Here is a 17,659-nt window from a genome sequence, read left to right as displayed (position 1 = left end):
GCCGGCCCTGAACGGAACGACGGAAACGGCTGCATGGCCAGAATGCCACTCATGCCGCTCATCATCAGATTGACAGAGGATGACGCGGGAACCATGTGAGCCACGCAGAGTCTGTCCATGAGCATGCATCTTCCGCGTGTCTGTTGCGGACCACACAGGTGACCAGTAGCCAATGAAGACCGTGACCCACGACTTGCATACACACTCGGACTTCTCAGATGGAGTGTCCACAGTGGAGGAGATAGTTGCACAGGCGCAGAGAGTCGGACTCAAGACAGTTGCTATCACAGACCACTTCTGGCCATCGCTGGGAAGTAAGATGGGGGCAGAGAGCCTCGTGGAAGAGAGGAGCAGGGTCCTCAGTGCTCTCAGAGACGAACAGAGAGGTCTCCGCATACTTGGGGGAGCAGAGGTCGATATCGAGACGAATGGTTCGCTCTGTCCTGTTGCAGGAGGACTAGAGCAGTTCGATATTGTCATCGGCTCTGTCCATGCACCATGTAGATCAGAGGTCTGGGTGTCTGCCCTGTGCAAGGTGGTCAGAAGTAATCACATCGACATTCTTGCCCACTGGGACGGCTACCTGACCTCATACAGGATGGAAGACGGTGAGAGAGCAGCCCGTGCTCTGTCTGACGCGGGCGTTGCCGTAGAGCTGAGTGCCCGCTATCCGACTAGGGACGAGGGTTTTCTCGTCTTGGCCAGAGATGCGGGCTGCGAGTTTGCACTTGGCAGCGACTCACACTCTGCAACAACAGTGGGCCGTCTCCAGGACCAACTCCGTCTGGCTGAAGCACTTGCGCTGCCATTGCTCGACAGGTGATGCAACACCATTCATTCCATGCCGAGCAGGCTTCGGACCACAAGCATCTCCTCCGAGTGTTTGTTCCAGTCTGTCCAATAGTACGAAATGAAAGAACACTCCTTTGTCTCGTCGGGCAGAAAGGAGTACACCAGCTGCTTCTCTTCAGGCAACATTGACTCAATCACGGTCCTTATGAGCTGTAGCAGCCTCCGCGACGACTCTGCAACTACGCTCACCTCAGAACCGTATTCGGTAGAGTACTTCCACATTCGAGACCGGTAGGCATGGGCGGCAGCGTTGGCACGACAGAGGACGGTTATACCCAATGCCATCAGCTGCGGACGGTCCTTCAGCACCTCGGGGCCGCACTGTGACAGTATCCGCTCGAGGTCCGCCACACCCTTAGCGAAGTCATTCTCAAGCGGTGTCGGGACATATCCCTTCATTTCGTCGCCGTCCTCAAGGACTAGGTAGTCCTTGCCTCTGCCACCCGACTCTATGCAGTTAGCAATACCAAGTAGAGTGTAGAAGGCCTCAGAGAGAGAGTCCTGCTTGCCGCGCTTCTTCGTGGAGTCAAGTCACCTCAGAGAGATTTCGGAGAACCTGTGGTTCCGTTATCGTGGGGCATGGTGCGTGGACGTACTGGTTGACAGATCTGGTTAAAGCGTGTTCGACTGGTGCATTCCCTTTCGTCGAGCAGAGCATTGCCGTCTCTCGTTGGACGTGACAGAGTGCAGGCAAGACTTGCGGACCACTGCACACCACTCGTTAGAAGGATGGGCCATAGGATGTCATCACGACAGACGTTGAGTCGTGGTGCATCGTGTTCGCGTAACACGATTGGTATACTGGGTCGTTGCGCGACAACGTACGGGCTGCCATCCGGTTGTATGAAAGGCAACCTCACAACGCTTATCAGGGGGAGAAAGGAACGCGGAGAGGACTACACGAGGACTTGACCAGGGTCGAGGTGAACATGGCGACCGATGACTCTGATGGTTCAAGGAGGAATAGCATTGACCAAGAAACTGGTCTTCCCATCTGAAGAGTGGATTGCCGAGTACTGGAAACTGCTCAATGCCAATACTGCTTACAAGGACGCTGCAAAGGACTGGGAGGGCGCATTCCTGTTTGTCATCGAGGCCGATGGTAAGGTCATCAAGGAGAACATGCGGCTCTACATGGACCTCTGGCACGGCGAGTGCAGACTTGCGAGAATGGCGCTTCCCGATGACAAGGCCCCGTTTGTGTACGCCGGCCCCTACGAGAACTGGAAGCAGCTGTTTGCGGGTAAGATAGATCCCATCAAGGGAATTATGGCCCGAAAGTTCAAGCTGACTGGGGACATGGGCAAGGTCATGCGAGCCACCAAGGCAGCAGCAGAGCTGGTGGCCACTGCAGTGAAGATACCGACCAAGTTCCTTGATGAGTGATCAGTCCAAGGCAGTCAAAGGAGCATGACTTGCCAGTCGCACTCATGTGTGCATCCGTTCAACATGGGCAACACTGTAGGTCGAGTACGTCAGACGTCAAAGGCTCGCTACATGACTGTACCGGATTGACAGGCACACGGAAAGTCATGATGAACTCACCGGGCTCTCGGTCTGCGCAGTTTTCTGTGGCCGAAGATGATGGGCGAAGGGATTAGCAGAGCCGGGAGAGAAGCGAGGAGTACCACTGCCCAGTCAGAGAGAGTGAGCGGCACGGTCTTGAAGAATGGCTGAACAAAGGGCACGTAGATGGTGACCAGGGTCAGCAGGGCGGATGCCAAGACAGCCATGAACAGGTACGTTGTCCCCTTGAGGCTTGACCGCCACACTGGATTGTACTCATCTCTGCAGTTCCACACAAAGAGGAGCTCGAAAGCCACGACAGAAGCGAACACTGCAGTGCGTGCGTGCGTCAAGACGTCAGCCCAAGCAAGACCAGTCACAGATGAGACCGCGGATCTCCACTCCAGTTCAGACAGAGCTTCGCCTGTGAATCCGGGGATGTAACCGCCGTACACGTACAACGAGTAGAGGAATACGAAGGCTGCGCCCAGGAATGCGACCAGACCAGAGAGGACAATGAAGCCGCCCATTCTTCGGTCCATCAGTTTCGCGCCCGGCTTTCTTGGAGGACGCTTCATCAGACCCTGCTCGGGAGGATCAACACCAAGCGCAAGTGCTGGAAGTCCATCGGTGACAAGGTTGAGCCACAGTATCTGGACTGCAGTGATAGGCAGGGGAAGACCTATCATCACAATCGTGAACACCAGGAACAACTCATCAAAGTTGGATGAGAGGAGGAACCTGACGAACTTCCTTATGTTTGAGTAGATCTCTCGTCCCTTTTCCACGGCGGACACAATCGTGGCGAAATTGTCATCTACCAGTACAACATCAGAGGCCTCCTTTGTCACGTCCGCGCCCCGGATACCCATCGATATTCCGATGTCGGCAGACTTGATGGCAGGAGCATCGTTGACGCCGTCCCCGGTCATGGCGACCACATTGCCCGCGCTGCGCAGGGCTGCGACAATCCGCAGCTTGTGCTCCGGAGCCACTCTGGCGAAGACGTTGTTCGTGAACACGCACTGCCGAAACGCCTCATCATTCAGCTCGTCTAGCTCCGGCCCGGTCATGACCGAGGCATCCTTGCCTATGAGGCCGACACCTTGTGCCACAGCCTTTGCGGTCAGTTGGTTGTCACCAGTAATCATGATTGCACGGATGCCCGCGCTCTTGCAGAGCTGAATCGCATCGCGCACTTCCTCACGCGGAGGGTCTATCATTCCGACAAGCCCCGCAAAGATGAGGTCTCGCTCTGTGGTGTCTGCGCTAAAGTCAGTCACGTCACGGCCGAGCGGTCGATACGCCAACGCCAGCACTCTCAGAGCTTTCTCGGCAAGCTGAGAGTTGACTCTTGCAATCTCCTCTCGATGAGCACTGTCCAGTGTCAGTGTGCGGCCACCTTGCAGCATCGTCTTGCAGAGCGCCACCACAACCTCCGGCGCACCCTTTGTGAAGGCAAGGAAATCGCCTTCGGGACCAGTCACCACAGAGGTCATTCTCTTTCGAATCGAGTCGAACGAGATCTCATGGACTTCCCTATACTTGGTGATTGTGTCGCTGTACGAGAGACCTCCTTTCTCAGCGAGAACCATGAGTGCCCCTTCCGTGGGGTCGCCAACCACACTATAGTCAGCCTTCGCAGTCGGGTCGCTCTGCAGCACGGTATTGCTGCACAGCTGGCCAATCAGGAGCACTTGGCGAAGCTGCGGGTCTGCCAGTGGGTCTACCTTTGTACCATGGTAGGTGAAGTCGCCAGCTTTGTTGTATCCTGTGCCGCTGACATCAAACAACTTGCCATCAGCATATATGACCGTGGCCGTCATCTCATTCTTGGTTATCGTTCCAGTCTTGTCTGAACAAATCACGGTCGTCGAACCAAGAGTCTCCACAGAGGGCAGTCTACGGACTATAGCGTTCCGTTGGACCATCCTCTGCACCCCTATCGCAAGGGTGATTGTCACGACCGCGGGCAGTCCCTCAGGGATTGCTGAGACGGCAAGAGCAATGGCAGCCATTAGTTCCTCTACGAACGAGCCGGAGACGTTCCGGACAACCTCCGCTGCAAGTACTAGTGCGGCTAAGAGGACAACTACAACACCCAGCTTGCGGCCCAGGTCCTCCAGGTCGTGTTGAAGTGGTGTGGCAATCTCGGCGCTCTGTTGCACAGATCGAGCAATCGCGCCGAACTCGGTCAGCATGCCTGTTGCTGTGACTATCGCTCGCCCCTTGCCGGATGTCACAATCGTTCCCTGATAGACCATGTTCTTTCTTTCGCTGATGCTGGCCTTCTCTTGAGTGAGCGTCTCCTGCGTCTTATGGCTGGGCCGAGACTCGCCGGTGAGAATCGACTCATCCACACCGAGGCCAACCGATGAGATGAGCCGGCCATCTGCTGGAACACGGTCACCGCTCTCAAGCGCGATGAGGTCACCGGGTACAAGATATCGTGACTCGATGACTGTCCACAGTCCGTCACGCATGACACGTGCTTTCGGTGCAGCCATCTCCTTCAGAGCCTCAAGTGCACGCTCTGAGCGGTACTCCTGAACGAACCCAAAGACTGCATTTGCAATCACAATCGCTCCGATTATCACCGCATCCACAATACCGCCCTCTTCTCCGTGCCCCGGCATGAAGGATGCTGCGATGGATATGAGAATCGCAACCATGAGGATGGCGACCATTGGATTCCGGAACTGATTCAGGAATATGACAAGCGGCCCGGGGCGCTCCTCGGCGACGAGCTCATTTGGCCCGTGGGTGGCTATCCGGTCCTGTGCTTCAGCGGTCGTGAGCCCCTTTGCTGTCGTATGCAGCTCTTCTAGCAGGCTGTTGATGTCCTTGAGATGCCACGGGTGATTTGCCGTAATGAGAGTCATTCCTCCGCCGTCTTGGAGAGAAACCCCTAATTCCGGCGTGAGCAGGTCTGAAGAAATACCTATCGCCGCTGCAGGGGATAGAGAGGGACTGGACATGCCTGGCGACTCACAGTGTTGAACGGTATCAGACCTGACTGGACACCTGACATCAGGACACCGCGGGCAGACATGTCCAGTCGTACTGGAAGCTTATATGACTGTGACCGGAAGACAGCAGCATGAGATCGCTTCGGACCGAGCTGTGCGACCTAGTGGGCATAGAACATCCCATCTTCCAGGGTGGCATGGGACCATACAAGACCGAAGACCTGGCGATTGCCGTGTCCAAGGCGGGCGCCCTTGGAGTCATAAGTAGTATTGGCATGGCGGCGACCTTACTGCCAGATGCCGCCCCTGTGGATGCGCTCCGTCTGTTTGGCACGGACCCGCCTGCAGTCATACTCAGGAAGTCAATTGAGCGTGTGGCCGCTGAAACAAGACATGCAGACGGCGTCTTTGGCGTCAACATTCCTGTCGCAGCAGAGTTCACAGTTGCATCACAGATGTTTGTGGAGCAGACAATCGAGTCTAGGAATAGTGACTCCGACATCGAGAGACGTCTGAGAGTCATCATCACTTCTGCGGGGAATCCCACACCATGGGCCATCATAAAGAGGGAGGGGCTGATATGGGCACATGTGGTCCCGTCAGTGTATCACGCTCTCAAGGCAGAGAAAGCGGGAGCCGACATAATAGTCGCCTCAGGGCATGAGGGTGGGGCACACGTGTCGTGGGAGCCAGTGCACTCGATGGTGCTCGTGCCAGCAGTGGCAAAGGCCGTGAGAAGGCCGGTCGTGGCCGCCGGAGGGTTCTGCGATGGCGCAACACTGGCTGCGGCTCTGTGTTTGGGAGCGAAGGGGATCCAGATGGGTACGCGATTCATTGCGACCAAGGAGAGCGACTTCGAGCCGCTGTGGAAGCAGACGATTGTGGACCTCGAAGAGCGACAGACGCTTGCGGGACGAGGACTCTTTGGGCCCATGCGCTTCCTTCGCAACAAGAGAGCGGAGATGATAGTCGAACAGACACTACGCGATGTGCCGCGCTTCTACCTGGGAGAACCTGTCGAGTCAAACGAGGAGATACTCCGTCTGGAACGAGAGGGGTTTGACCACCTCCTCGATGGAAGACGTGACACCGCACTGATGTTTGGGGGAGAGTGCGCAGGCAGAATACACGACATACCATCAGTGCAACAGGTGGTTGAGAGCATAGTCACTGAGGCAATGGAAGTGCTCAGCAAGACCTGTTCCATGGCAAGCCCCTGAGTCAATCCGACAGCCGTCGGACATGATATAAGTCAGCACTGCACCTGAATCTGAACACAGGGCTCGCGAGAGTGAGTGAGCCGGTCCTACGACATCAGGATGTGAACAATGGATGGTATGGTGGTTCTCAGTCCCGAAGGTGGCATTTGGAGAAGATGCCCTGACGGAACTTGATCAGCTCAAGGGCCAGAGGGCAATCATAGTGACCGATAGGGTCGTAGCAGACCTCGGATACCCTGCAAAGGTCGAGTCGATGCTGAAGAACAATGGCTGGGAGGTCACGGTCTGGGCAGAGGCCGAGTCTGACCCAAGAGTCTCAGTGGTGAAGAGTGCTGCCGACGCCATGACCAAGTCGAGCGCAGACCTCATTGTGGCCATTGGCGGAGGCAGCGTGATGGACACCGCAAAGGCAGCATGGGTATTGTATGTCAACCCCGGTTTCAAGCTCGAGGAACTCACACCGTTTGACACACTGAACCTGAGAAGCAAGGCGAGGCTGGTTTGCATTCCCACCACCGCGGGCACAGGTTCGGATGCCACGAAGGCCATTGTGGTCCGAGAGGATGACACCGGGCGGAAGTTCGCGACCATTAACCCCGAACTCACTCCGGACCTTGCGATACTTGAACCCACCTTTGTAAAGGACCTCCCGAAGACAATGACAGCCTACACAGGCATGGACGCGCTCACCCATGCTGTTGAGAGTTACGCGTCGGTGTGGAAGAACGACTTCTCCGACGCGTGTTCCATGAAGGCAGTCACCATGGTCTTTGAATGGCTTCCGAAGTCGATGTCGGAACCTCACAACCTGCTGGCAAGGGAGAAGATGCTGGTCGCAGCGAATCTGGCAGGGATGTCCTTTGGCAACTCTCAGGTCTCTCTTGCCCACTCACTCGGACATAGTCTCGGGTCAGTACTCAGGGTGCAGCATGGACTTGCGGTGGGAATCTCACTGCCGTACACAATCGAGTACAACTCAGCAGAGAACGAGGCAACTGCAAGACTGTATCAGGAACTGGGGCGACTGGTGGGGGTTCTTGAGCCAGACCCGTTCAAGGCTGCAAGAGCATTTGCCGCAAAGGTCAGGGAACTGCAGAAGATGACCGGTTTTCCAAGAAGCCTCAAAGAAGCAGGTGTGAAGAGAACGGACTTTGATAAGGGACTCGACAAGCTTGTTGAGTATGCTATGATGGACTCGAGCATAACAATGAATCCCAGAGACATCCAGAGCGCAGGAATCAGACGGCTATACGACGCGATGTTCGAGGGCAGGCCCATCGACTTCTGAGAGGTGGTCCCGTGTTCGGATATCGAAACAGGCTTCTCACAGTTGACCTGACAAGTGGCAAGACGGGAGAGCGGACCCTTGACCCCAAGATTCTCAGAGACTACATTGGTGGCGCTGGCCTTGCCTGCAGGATGATCTATGACATGGTCAGTCGTGCGACCGACCCCCTGGGACCGGAGAACCCTCTGTTCATCATGACAGGACCGTTCTGTGGGACGATGGTACCCACGGGTAGCAAGACCTCTGTGTGTGCAAGGTCACCTCTCACAGGGCTGTGGGGACACAGTACTGTCGGAGGCCACTTTGGAGCGGACATCAGGTTTGCAGGCTACGATGGGATCATACTGACAGGTCGGTCAGCAAGCCCGGTCTATCTTATCATCAATGACTCCGAAGTGAGTCTGAAGGGCGCATCCCATCTGTGGGGCAGGGACACCGAGGACACCTGGACGGTTCTGAAGGAGGAGTCAGGTCTCAAGAACCCCGGTGTTGCCAGGATTGGTGTCGCGGGAGAGAATCTGGTGAAGTACGCGAGCATCATAGTGGACCACCACAGGGCGGCAGGACGAACAGGCATGGGCGCGGTCATGGGTTCCAAGAAGCTGAAGGCCATTGTGGTGAGTGGCAGTGAGAGGAAGGTACCTGTCGCGGAGCCAGAGAAGCTGGCGGAGTACTGCCAGAAGCTGAATGCTGACAAGAAGGAGACACCCACCTTCCAGATGTACTCCGACCTTGGTACTGCAGGCTATGTTGACATGGCCACGATGATGTATGGTTCCCTTCCTCAGGGATACTACTCTGTGTCTGACTTTGACGCTTACAACATCAGCGGTACCACTGTGAAGGAGAGAGTCCTGGTCGGGAAGACTGCATGCTTCAGATGCCCCATAGGTTGCGGTCGTGTGATTGAGATAAGGGAGGGAAAGTATGCCACCGGGCGGTTCGCTGGACCGGAACTCGAAGTGACAGGCACCATGGGGTCCCTCATCCTCAACAACGACCTTGAGGCCCTCTGCTTCATCAACAAGCAGATGGACCTCTTGGGTGTAGACACGATATCCGGTGGAAACACAATCGCCTTTGCCTACTATCTCTTCAGTGAAGGTAAGATAACCGCACAGGATCTTGACGGAGTCGAGCCCAAGTGGGGAGATGTATCCGCTGCGCTTGACCTCCTTGAGAGAATCGCTCACAGGAGAGGGATAGGAGACCTGATGGCAGAGGGCAGTAGGGCATTTGGCAGGCGGTTCGGATACGAGTCGCTAGCAGCACAGGTCAATGGGATGGAACTGGCGCAGCATGACCCACGTGGCTTCTCAGGCATGGCGATTGGCTACGCGACGTCTCCTCGTGGTGCATGCCATATGACCGCGGACATGTACAACTATCAGATGGGCATACTGGATGCAGGCTTCGAGATTGAGAGTATGGACAGGTTCGCCAACGAGGCAGAGATTGCCGCCAGAGTGCAGGACTTCAGATGCCTGACCAACTCTGCTGTCATCTGTCACTTCTATCCAATCGTCTCTGAGGAACTGGCCGAGCTGCTCCGCATGGTCACCGGGTGGGACATCACGGTCGCAGAACTCAGACGCACGGGAGAGAGGATCTTCACGCTCATGCGTCTGCTCAACCTCCGTCTCGGTTATGACACGAAGAACGAGAGACTCCCCGAGGTGGTCTTGAGACCCCTTGACGGACCCACTGAGCGTCATGTGCCTGACGTCAATGCTCAACTCGACACATGGTACGCATATCGTAAGTGGGACAGAGAGACTGGAGTGCCACACGAGGAGCGACTTGAAGCGCTGGGGTTGTCCCGGCTCAACAGCTGAGAGGACACCCGCTCAACTCTCAAGTCTCGGCAGGTCTCTCAGCACTGCCTTTAAGACCCTATAGACGATGCCCACATCTGCAATCCGCAGTCGCTCATCGGGGGTATGAGCATTCTTTGCAGTCGGCCCGAGTGACACCATCTGAATGCCGGGCATCTTAGCACCAATAATCCCACACTCGAGACCTGCATGTATCGCCTCCATCCGGACCTCGGAACCAAGAACTTCCTCGTAGTGCTTTCTGACAAACTGCAGGAACGGGCTATTGGGTTCTGGCTTCCACCCCGGGTATGCGGGACTCATCTCCACTGACCAGCCGGCAAGCTCCGCCATGTCCGCAATCGAGTAGCGGTATGCTGACAGCTCAGAGTCAACACTGCTTCGAACCGACAGGCGCAAGCTCACTCTCCTGTCCTCAGACCGGACAATGGCGAAGTTGCATGAGGTCTCCACAAGTCCAGCGACTTCAGGGGAGAAGTTACGGTAGCCATGCGGCAGCGCGTTCGCGGTACGTACAATGATGGCAGACTCCTCGGTACTCATGCAGGTTGACGGACTGGCTTGCTTCCACTCCACCACCATCTCGGGTTCAAGGACCATTGCGTTCTTGACCATACTTCTGTAGTAGGAGAGAATCGCGTCGCGCTCAGCCTTCAGGATCTCCTCCATTCTCCCGGTGTCTCTCTTTCTGACACAGAACACAGCGACAGAGTCACGAGGTATCGCGTTGTGCTTGCTGCCACCATGCCAACTGGACAGCATGATGGGTACATCTCGAATCAGTGAGGACAACATGCGAGCCACCAGCTTGTTCGCATTTGCTCTCGGATTCACTATCTCCATCCCGGAGTGCCCCCCGAGCAGACCTGAGACCGAGAGAGCATAGAACGCGTAGTCCTTCGGCGGCGGATGCTGACTCACTTCTCTGTCAAGTTGGATATCACCACCGCCAGCAGACCCGATTGTCAGAAGACCGAGTTCTTCTGAGTCGATGTTGATGAGATACTTGCTCTGCAGACTCATGGCCTTCACATCAAGACCAAAGGCCCCTGTGAGACCGGTCTCCTCGTCCACAGTCAGGAGGATCTCCAGCGGACCGTGAGCCAGACCGGGGTCATCGTCCACGAGTAGGCCCAGAGCCAGAGCCACCCCTATGCCATTGTCAGCCCCCAATGTCGTGCCGTCCGCATCCACCCACTCTCCGTTGTCCTGGATACGGACAGGTATCGGCAGGTTCTGGAAGTCGAAACCGTGTGGACGATTGGTCTCGCAGACCATGTCAAGATGACCCTGAAGCATGACTGTTGGACATGACTCCATCCCTCTGGTTGCAGGCACTGATATCAGCAGGTTGCCAGTAGAGTCCACGGTCGTCTTGAGTCGGACACCTCTGGAGGCAACCTCAGACGACAGCCATTCCAGCACAGCTGCCCTGACCTTCTCCTCCTTCTTCGACTCTCGTGGGGTCGCTACCAAGACTCTCTCGAATATGCGCCACACATGTCTTGGTTCAAGATGTTCCAGTACCATCTCAGCTCAACCGTGGGTCTGCGCGCTCCTCCTGCGCTATAAGCATTGGCTTCAGACTCAGGCTCCCAGCCAAGCAGCTCTTTCAAATACCGGGGTAGCTGAAACGATGAACTGAGGAGAGAGCGTATGCAGTTCAATCCGGAAATCACCAATGTCCTTAGAGACCTACTCCCATGGGCTGGTGAGCTCTTCAAGCTGTTGACACAGCTGGGTTCAGAGCTCTTCTATGTCCCACTGGCACTGGTTGGATACTGGGCCTACAGGAAGCGCGAGTCGGTCATTGTCGTATTTGTCTTGCTGACCTCCATAGTCACCAACTACTGGCTCAAGGTGGCGATCCACAGTCCGAGACCACCCCAGTCATATTGGTACCCGGGGGCGTCCGAAGCAAACTACGGCATGCCGAGCGGTCATGCACAGAACTCTACAATGCTCTTCGGATGGCTAGCTGCCAGAGTCAAGACATGGTGGGCAGTGATTCTTGCGGTCACATTGACGCTCCTCATAGGAGTCTCCAGGGTCTACCTTGGACTTCACTTCGTTGAAGACGTCCTGGTCGGTTGGGCGGTTGGGTTTGGCCTCCTGCTTCTGTCGATCCGAATCGAGAGACCGCTGCAGGCCCTGTTGTCAAAGTATGACACCAATGCGCTCTATGGAGTTCTCTTCGTCATAGGTTTGCTCATGACAGTCGTCGGAACTTATGTGCTGCTGCCTCTACCTCCGGACGACAACTTCGGACACATAGGGGGACTGGTCATGGGAGTCGCAGTGGCATTCCCACTGGAAAGACGATACGTGAACTTCACCACTGAAGCGACAGCGAAGTGGCGTCTGGTACTGCGTGTCGTATTGGGTCTAGCCCTCGTGATAGTAGTCATGATTGGCCTAAGTCCACTGTTGCCGACTGCTGATGTGTGGCTAAGGGCCACGAGGTACTTCATAGTTGCCCTGATAGGCGGATTCGTTTGGCCACTCATCTTCTCCAAGGCGAAGCTCTAGACACCAGATACTCGACATTACCTAGTGTGACCGGTGGTATGCGGGAGATGCTGGCACGGGCGGACATCCGCTCGTGCATCTTGAAAAGTAACAGTGATCCGAATGCCGTACGCAATGCCGGGACTGCGGCCAGTCCCACGGTTGAATCAAGAGCCTGTGGCGCAGATCAGTGTCAAGGTGTTGGAGTACATCAAGAACTGGTCAATCATACAGGATGCCGTCATTGGCCGCTGACGGAGACATTCCGGACAGCTCTGACAATGGCCCGAGAAAGCTTATTAGGTCCGCACGCCCTAGCCTCCTTAGCCCGCGACCATCCATGGTACAGAAGGTCACATCAGAGGGATTAGAACCGCATGAGTAGTACGTACGACTATCTGTTCAAGACTGTGGTGTTGGGAGAGGGCGCGGTCGGCAAGACCGCCATTGTGACGCGGTTCTCGCACGGCTTCTTCCGCACGGACTACAAGACCACCATCGGGTCACAGTTTGCAGTGAAGAACATCGATGTGGCAACCAAGAGCGGCTCCAAGGTCACGGTCAAGCTGCAGATCTGGGATGTCGCAGGACAGAGCCGGTTCCAGATTCTGCGTCCCATGTACTACCGTGGGTCTAGCGGCGGGATTCTTGTGTACGATGTGACACGACGTAGGACCTTCCTTGTCCTTGATGAATGGCTTGCGGAGCTGAAGAAGGCCATCAACAAGGACATTCCACTCGTGCTTGTGGCTAACAAGACTGACCTGCCTGACAGAGTTGTCACGACCGCCGAGGGGCGTCAGTTCGCACAGCAGCACAATATGCCCTATGTCGAGTCAAGTGCGAAGACCGGTCAAGGCATTCTCGATGTGTTTGAGCAGCTCGCAATCATACTGGTCCAGATGCGCGAGCGTGGCGAGGAGTAGACCGGACGCCGTTCACACTGAGTTCTTCTCTGACAACGGGAACCCGATATGACAGGCCAGACACTGCGCCTTGTCATGATACGCCTGCAATGCACAGGGCTGCAGCGCCGACTGTTGACAGACCGTTCAGAATGTTCACTGTCAAATGCACAGGGCCGGAGACATTGGTACTGTCAAGGCGCGTTGAGGGGGAAGGGTGACTCGTCGAGGCGGGTCGAATCGTCGCAGAATCCCAGTTGTAGTGTCTCTCCACCAACGCCTGGATTCGGAACATGGACCGCTCAATGGGCCCATCTTCTCCGCAGCTGTTGCAAACCCAACGCATATCAGGTAGAGACTCAGGCTCTAGTCCGACGCCATGACAGACCCCGACGAGTACTATCCTGTGAACACCTTGCCACCTCTTGCATGGACATTCGATCTCTACTTCAGGCACAATGGCCGTTTCAGAGACGTACCCATCGTAGAGGTGATTCTGCCAGCAGGTCATCACAAGGAGATGATGAAGAAGAAGGCAGAACACAACATCACAGTATGGATCTCCAGCAGACAGATGTACGTCAGGGCCAGATGCATGGAGACCAAGTCATGCAGCTTCAACAGTGAGCGACTTGAAGCACGAGACAGAGAGACCCTCAAACAGATCTCTTGGACTGAGATAAACACACGAAAGTTCTTCCAGATCATCCGGAAGTGGCTGCTGCGCCTAGACTTGGACCTCGTCCTGTTCATTCGTGCACTGACCACCGTCTGTGACCGCTACGTGCAAATCCCGCTGACCACGCAGTACGGTAAGACCTTCCAGAAGTTCGACGAGTATCGCAGAACCCGATGGCCTGAGGACATCAAGCCCGACGACATGGAGCGGTTTCTTGAGGAACTCTTGGTGAGGACATCATTCTGGTTTCAAGCTGCTGCTGCAGTTAAGGCTTTGAGAACTTCTTCATCCGGAGGCTAGACTGATGCGGATCGGTCTTCTTGTAAACCCCATTGCTGGAATGGGAGGTCGTGTTGGTCTCAAAGGCACTGATGGAGTGTTGGACGAGGCTCGACGCCGGGGCGCAGTGCCAGTGGCTCCTCAGCGCGCCGCGGAGTTTCTGAGCGCACTGAGGGAGTCGCAAACACTCATGGCGGAGCCGGTCACTCTGGTTGTCTGTCCGGGTCCTATGGGTGCTGACATTGTGGCACCCCTGCATATTCCGTACGAGGCTCTGGACATATCGATAGGGGAGCTGACCAATGCTGAGGACACGAGAAGGTGTGTCAAGGCGCTGTATGACAGAGGTGTTCGGTTCTTGGTGTTTGTTGGTGGTGATGGCACTGCACGCGACATCCTCGACGTTGTCAGCGAACACGGTCTCACCGACATGCTCGTACTGGGTGTACCCTCGGGAGTCAAGATGTACAGCGGTGTCTTCGTCATCAGTCCCAAGGATGCTCCTGCTGTGATTCAGCTTGTCATGTCAGGCGAAGCCAAGCCCTCCGACTTTGAGGTCATGGACGCGGATGAAGATGCCATCCGCGAGGACCGATTCAGTCTGCGACTCTATGGCTATCTACGTGGGCCCGCAGTGCCAGCCCGGTTTCAAGGTGCCAAGCAGGCCAGTCCAGAGACCATAGATGAGCATGAAGCGCAAGAGGCCATCGCACGATACATTGTCGAGAAGATGCGTGACGATGAGTTCTATATCCTTGGGCCCGGTACTACGGTCAAGACAATTGCTGACCTGCTCGGTGTGAGGAAGACCGTTCTCGGCGTTGACATCTACCATCACGGGACTGCCTATAACGATGTGAACGAGGAGGTGATTCTCAAGATGGTTGCGGACTTCACAAAGGTCCGAATCATCGTCTCACCGATAGGTCATCAGGGTATGCTGTTCGGCAGAGGAAACCAGCAGATCAGCCCAGAGGTGATAAGGAGAGCAGGCCGCGACAACATATGGGTCGTCTGTACACAGTCGAAGCTTCAGGGGGTTGAGAGAGGCGTGCTGAGAGTCGATACGGGCGATGCAAGTGTTGATGAGATGTTGCGCGGCTATATGAGGGTCATCACGGATTACGCAGAGATTCGTCTTGTTAGCATTGAATAGAGGCGACTATGCAGAGGTTGTGATGGTTCACATGATTGTGCTGCTGACAGACTTCGGGGAGTCGGAATACGTAGGCATGATGAAGGGGGTGATCTACTCCCACTGCCCGAGTGCAACCGTAGTTGACCTCACACACAGCATAAGTCCTCAGTCCGTCATAGAGGCAGCGTGGGTCCTGATGCACAGCCACAGGCTCTTTCCTGTTGAAACAGTCTTCGTATGTGTTGTGGACCCCGGTGTGGGTACCAGTCGTAGAGCAGTCTTGGTCCAGACATCGGACTACACTTTTCTTGCGCCCGACAATGGTCTTCTCTGGCCGACAGTCTCCGGCTCCAGAGTCAGACTGATAGTTGACCTAGAGGTCCCTGAGGATGCGGCCCCCACATTTCATGGACGCGACGTGTTCGCGCGGGCTGCTGCGCGCCTGTGGTGCGGCACAGAGCCTCTTGCACTGGGGTCTCAGTGCGAGAGTCTGAACAAGCAACTTCACTTCTACCTGTCAGGACGGGCGGGACAGGTAGTACGAATCGACCGCTTCGGCAACATCATCACCAACATACCTCCGTCTGGACTGCAGTCAGTCAAGCTTGTAGTCGGCAGCAAGAGGCACTCACTCCCATTCTGCAGAACCTATGCGGAGGGCCCCGACAGTGGCCTGTTTGTCACCAAGAGTAGCTATGGTACTCTGGAGCTCACTGTGAAGAATGGTAGTGCAAACGATGTCCTTGAGATGCGGCCTGGTGACTTACTTGAATTGCAATAGAGAGCATTGTCGCACAATGACCATGACAGGCGGTAGAGAACCAGAGTGTGGCGAGATGGCCTTGAGTAGTCACAAGCCGACCATGGTTTCTCCGTCTTCGCGTGGAGGCATGCATATCCACCACTCAGCGATTCCCGAAACTGTCCAACTCCCGGGCAGCTGTTACATACCCCCACAGCTCACATGGGCGGGATAAACGAGTCATACAACGGAGTCACAATAGGCAAATAAGCCAAAGGGAGTCCCAAGTGTCATTTCGCCGGTATCTGCACACGGAAGGACCAGTTGATGCGGGACGGCGCTTAAGTGTATGGACACATAGGCAAGAGACAGAAGTAAGGATGGCGCAGGACTTGAGCGAAGGCGACACAATAGCAACAACTGCAGAACGCGATGGTGACGACGGACGAATCAGGGTGATGACTGCCCTACGATGTATTGGGACTGAGCCGCTGGTAATCGAGTCGGTGTGGGTTGTCGAAGAGGGTGGTGCTGTTCTTCGCCACGCCGACACTGCTCTGTCCTTCTTCGGTCTGAGACTGCCCTTGAGGTATATCGACACGCCCATGAGCCATGTTCATAAGGCAGAGGAGGAGGTCGCCGCCACTTTCGGAAGGAGACCATCAACATGCCCCACCAGACCGTCACCCGGGGACAGTGATGTGTTCTTTCTGGGTCATGGCGTCAAAGGATACGAGGTCTTCCTCGACCCAATCTCTGCAACCTACTGGTGCCAGAATGAGGACAACGTGCAGAAGGCATCAATCGATGATGCAAAGGCCGCACTGAAAGTTGACGGTCAGACCGTCATCGAGTCTGCCAGAAGTGCTACGGCAGCCGCATGGGACGACCTTGACCTTCAAGTGTACTTTGTGCTCCTCGCAAGACGAATATCAGACCAGCTGGGTAAGATGGGACTCGGAGCGGATGGGATAAGAAGTGCGCGCCACGGTGTTCAGGGTCTTCGTCCGACCGGCGTGGTACCTGAAGTCATCCGCGAGGGCCATGTATGAAGCACCGTTTCTTCAGGACCTCAATGGGGATCAGCGCAGTCTTGGGAGACGAACAGGGCATCTTTGCAGTCCTGCTACCTGCAGACTATGACACATCACGACAACGAGTTGCACAGACGTGGCCTCACTCCGTTGAGGAGCCTACACTAGCAGAGGAACTCGTTGCGAGAGTCGTCGACTTCCTGAGCGGCAAAGACGTTGACATCCCACTAGACTTGGTGAACACCTCTGTGTGCACGCCTTTTCAACTCAGAGTGCTAGTAGCGGAGCGGTCAATACCACGGGGAATGACAGCATCGTACACATGGCTTGCCCGAAGAGCTGGGACGAAAGCGGTAAGGGCTGCGGGCAGCGCTTTGGCACGCAATCCGTTTCCAATCGTTGTGCCCTGCCACAGAGCCATTCGCTCAGACAGGACTCTGGGCAACTACCAAGGTGGAACGCCGATGAAGCGCCGCCTTCTCGAGATGGAAGGAGTCCGGTTCGATCCGGACGGTCGCGTTTCTGTCGACTTCTTTCTCCCGTGATGCTGGCGAGCAACAGGTCCCTCCAGTCCGGTCTCATATGTGTCATCTATGCAACCAGTAGTGTCTAGACTGAGCAGAGTAGGAACTGGAGTCACATGCTTGGACACACTTGTCGTGCTGACGGAACCGGACAAGGTACGTTTCGGACAACAACACATG

15 protein-coding genes are annotated in these 17,659 nt (G+C 55.6%); 12 read left to right on the top strand and 3 right to left on the bottom strand.

From position 1 onward, the window contains the following. Positions 1 to 172 precede the first annotated feature (172 nt). On the top strand, positions 173 to 823 hold the full coding sequence (locus tag HXY34_01400) for a PHP domain-containing protein (protein NWF94775.1): 651 nt from the start codon (positions 173 to 175) through the stop codon (positions 821 to 823). An 11-nt stretch (positions 824 to 834) separates the two neighbouring features. On the opposite strand, the gene HXY34_01395 is transcribed toward HXY34_01400, so the two are convergent. Further along, positions 835 to 1,251, bottom strand: a complete 417-nt coding sequence (locus HXY34_01395) for a hypothetical protein (protein ID NWF94774.1) — start codon at positions 1,249 to 1,251, stop codon at positions 835 to 837. 549 nt (positions 1,252 to 1,800) lie between these two features. On the opposite strand from HXY34_01395, the gene HXY34_01390 reads away from it, so the two are divergent. Next, positions 1,801 to 2,238: an SCP2 sterol-binding domain-containing protein gene (locus tag HXY34_01390; protein ID NWF94773.1), complete on the top strand. Its 438-nt coding sequence runs from the start codon at positions 1,801 to 1,803 to the stop codon at positions 2,236 to 2,238. A 155-nt stretch (positions 2,239 to 2,393) separates the two neighbouring features. Here the strand turns inward: HXY34_01390 and HXY34_01385 are convergent, their stop codons facing one another. Continuing rightward, a complete protein-coding gene (locus HXY34_01385; protein NWF94772.1) occupies positions 2,394 to 5,240 on the bottom strand; it encodes a cation-translocating P-type ATPase in 2,847 nt (948 codons plus the stop codon). A gap of 218 nt (positions 5,241 to 5,458) precedes the next feature. Between HXY34_01385 and HXY34_01380 the strand changes: the two genes are divergently transcribed. From HXY34_01380 to HXY34_01370, 3 genes are all read left to right on the top strand, one after another. Then, positions 5,459 to 6,547 carry a nitronate monooxygenase gene (locus HXY34_01380; GenBank protein NWF94771.1) on the top strand — a complete coding sequence of 363 codons (1,089 nt, stop codon included), beginning with the start codon at positions 5,459 to 5,461 and terminating at the stop codon, positions 6,545 to 6,547. A 112-nt stretch (positions 6,548 to 6,659) separates the two neighbouring features. After that, complete coding sequence (locus tag HXY34_01375) at positions 6,660 to 7,835, top strand: iron-containing alcohol dehydrogenase (GenBank protein NWF94770.1); 1,176 nt, start codon at positions 6,660 to 6,662, stop codon at positions 7,833 to 7,835. An 11-nt stretch (positions 7,836 to 7,846) separates the two neighbouring features. Next, complete coding sequence (locus tag HXY34_01370) at positions 7,847 to 9,670, top strand: aldehyde ferredoxin oxidoreductase family protein (GenBank protein ID NWF94769.1); 1,824 nt, start codon at positions 7,847 to 7,849, stop codon at positions 9,668 to 9,670. A gap of 12 nt (positions 9,671 to 9,682) precedes the next feature. Here HXY34_01370 and pepD read toward each other — a convergent pair whose 3' ends face one another. Beyond that, positions 9,683 to 11,200 carry a beta-Ala-His dipeptidase gene (gene pepD / locus HXY34_01365; GenBank protein ID NWF94768.1) on the bottom strand — a complete coding sequence of 506 codons (1,518 nt, stop codon included), beginning with the start codon at positions 11,198 to 11,200 and terminating at the stop codon, positions 9,683 to 9,685. A gap of 126 nt (positions 11,201 to 11,326) precedes the next feature. On the opposite strand from pepD, the gene HXY34_01360 reads away from it, so the two are divergent. From HXY34_01360 to HXY34_01330, 7 genes are all read left to right on the top strand, one after another. Further along, a complete protein-coding gene (locus HXY34_01360) occupies positions 11,327 to 12,199 on the top strand; it encodes a phosphatase PAP2 family protein (GenBank protein ID NWF94767.1) in 873 nt (290 codons plus the stop codon). A gap of 356 nt (positions 12,200 to 12,555) precedes the next feature. Beyond that, positions 12,556 to 13,104, top strand: a complete 549-nt coding sequence (locus tag HXY34_01355; GenBank protein NWF94766.1) for a GTP-binding protein — start codon at positions 12,556 to 12,558, stop codon at positions 13,102 to 13,104. A gap of 358 nt (positions 13,105 to 13,462) precedes the next feature. Next, complete coding sequence (locus HXY34_01350) at positions 13,463 to 14,062, top strand: hypothetical protein (protein ID NWF94765.1); 600 nt, start codon at positions 13,463 to 13,465, stop codon at positions 14,060 to 14,062. A 4-nt stretch (positions 14,063 to 14,066) separates the two neighbouring features. After that, positions 14,067 to 15,197 (top strand): ATP-NAD kinase family protein, encoded by a 1,131-nt coding sequence (locus HXY34_01345; GenBank protein ID NWF94764.1) that lies wholly within the window; start codon positions 14,067 to 14,069, stop codon positions 15,195 to 15,197. Beyond that, entirely contained in the window at positions 15,181 to 15,960 is a 780-nt protein-coding gene (locus tag HXY34_01340) for an SAM-dependent chlorinase/fluorinase (protein NWF94763.1), read from the top strand. The genes HXY34_01345 and HXY34_01340 overlap by 17 nt, the downstream gene beginning before the upstream one ends. 353 nt (positions 15,961 to 16,313) lie before the next feature. Continuing rightward, on the top strand, positions 16,314 to 16,973 hold the full coding sequence (locus HXY34_01335) for a hypothetical protein (GenBank protein ID NWF94762.1): 660 nt from the start codon (positions 16,314 to 16,316) through the stop codon (positions 16,971 to 16,973). After that, positions 16,970 to 17,500, top strand: coding sequence for a methylated-DNA--[protein]-cysteine S-methyltransferase (locus HXY34_01330; protein NWF94761.1), 531 nt, complete (start codon positions 16,970 to 16,972; stop codon positions 17,498 to 17,500). The genes HXY34_01335 and HXY34_01330 overlap by 4 nt, the downstream gene beginning before the upstream one ends. Positions 17,501 to 17,659 lie beyond the last annotated feature (159 nt).

Source organism: Candidatus Thorarchaeota archaeon (genome assembly GCA_013388835.1).
In the GTDB taxonomy this organism is placed as follows: Archaea; Asgardarchaeota; Thorarchaeia; order Thorarchaeales; family Thorarchaeaceae; genus JACAEL01.
Note: the sequence above shows the minus strand (reverse complement) of the source record. Positions and strands in the feature narration are given on the sequence as shown.

Coding starts and splice junctions, on each gene's coding strand:
- HXY34_01400 (NWF94775.1), top strand. CDS start 173: ATGAAGACCGTGACCCACGACTTGCATACACACTCGGACTTCTCAGAT.
- HXY34_01395 (NWF94774.1), bottom strand. CDS start 1,251: ATGAAGGGATATGTCCCGACACCGCTTGAGAATGACTTCGCTAAGGGT.
- HXY34_01390 (NWF94773.1), top strand. CDS start 1,801: ATGGTTCAAGGAGGAATAGCATTGACCAAGAAACTGGTCTTCCCATCT.
- HXY34_01385 (NWF94772.1), bottom strand. CDS start 5,240: ATGACTCTCATTACGGCAAATCACCCGTGGCATCTCAAGGACATCAAC.
- HXY34_01380 (NWF94771.1), top strand. CDS start 5,459: ATGAGATCGCTTCGGACCGAGCTGTGCGACCTAGTGGGCATAGAACAT.
- HXY34_01375 (NWF94770.1), top strand. CDS start 6,660: ATGGTATGGTGGTTCTCAGTCCCGAAGGTGGCATTTGGAGAAGATGCC.
- pepD (NWF94768.1), bottom strand. CDS start 11,200: ATGGTACTGGAACATCTTGAACCAAGACATGTGTGGCGCATATTCGAG.
- HXY34_01360 (NWF94767.1), top strand. CDS start 11,327: ATGCAGTTCAATCCGGAAATCACCAATGTCCTTAGAGACCTACTCCCA.
- HXY34_01355 (NWF94766.1), top strand. CDS start 12,556: ATGAGTAGTACGTACGACTATCTGTTCAAGACTGTGGTGTTGGGAGAG.
- HXY34_01350 (NWF94765.1), top strand. CDS start 13,463: ATGACAGACCCCGACGAGTACTATCCTGTGAACACCTTGCCACCTCTT.
- HXY34_01345 (NWF94764.1), top strand. CDS start 14,067: ATGCGGATCGGTCTTCTTGTAAACCCCATTGCTGGAATGGGAGGTCGT.
- HXY34_01330 (NWF94761.1), top strand. CDS start 16,970: ATGAAGCACCGTTTCTTCAGGACCTCAATGGGGATCAGCGCAGTCTTG.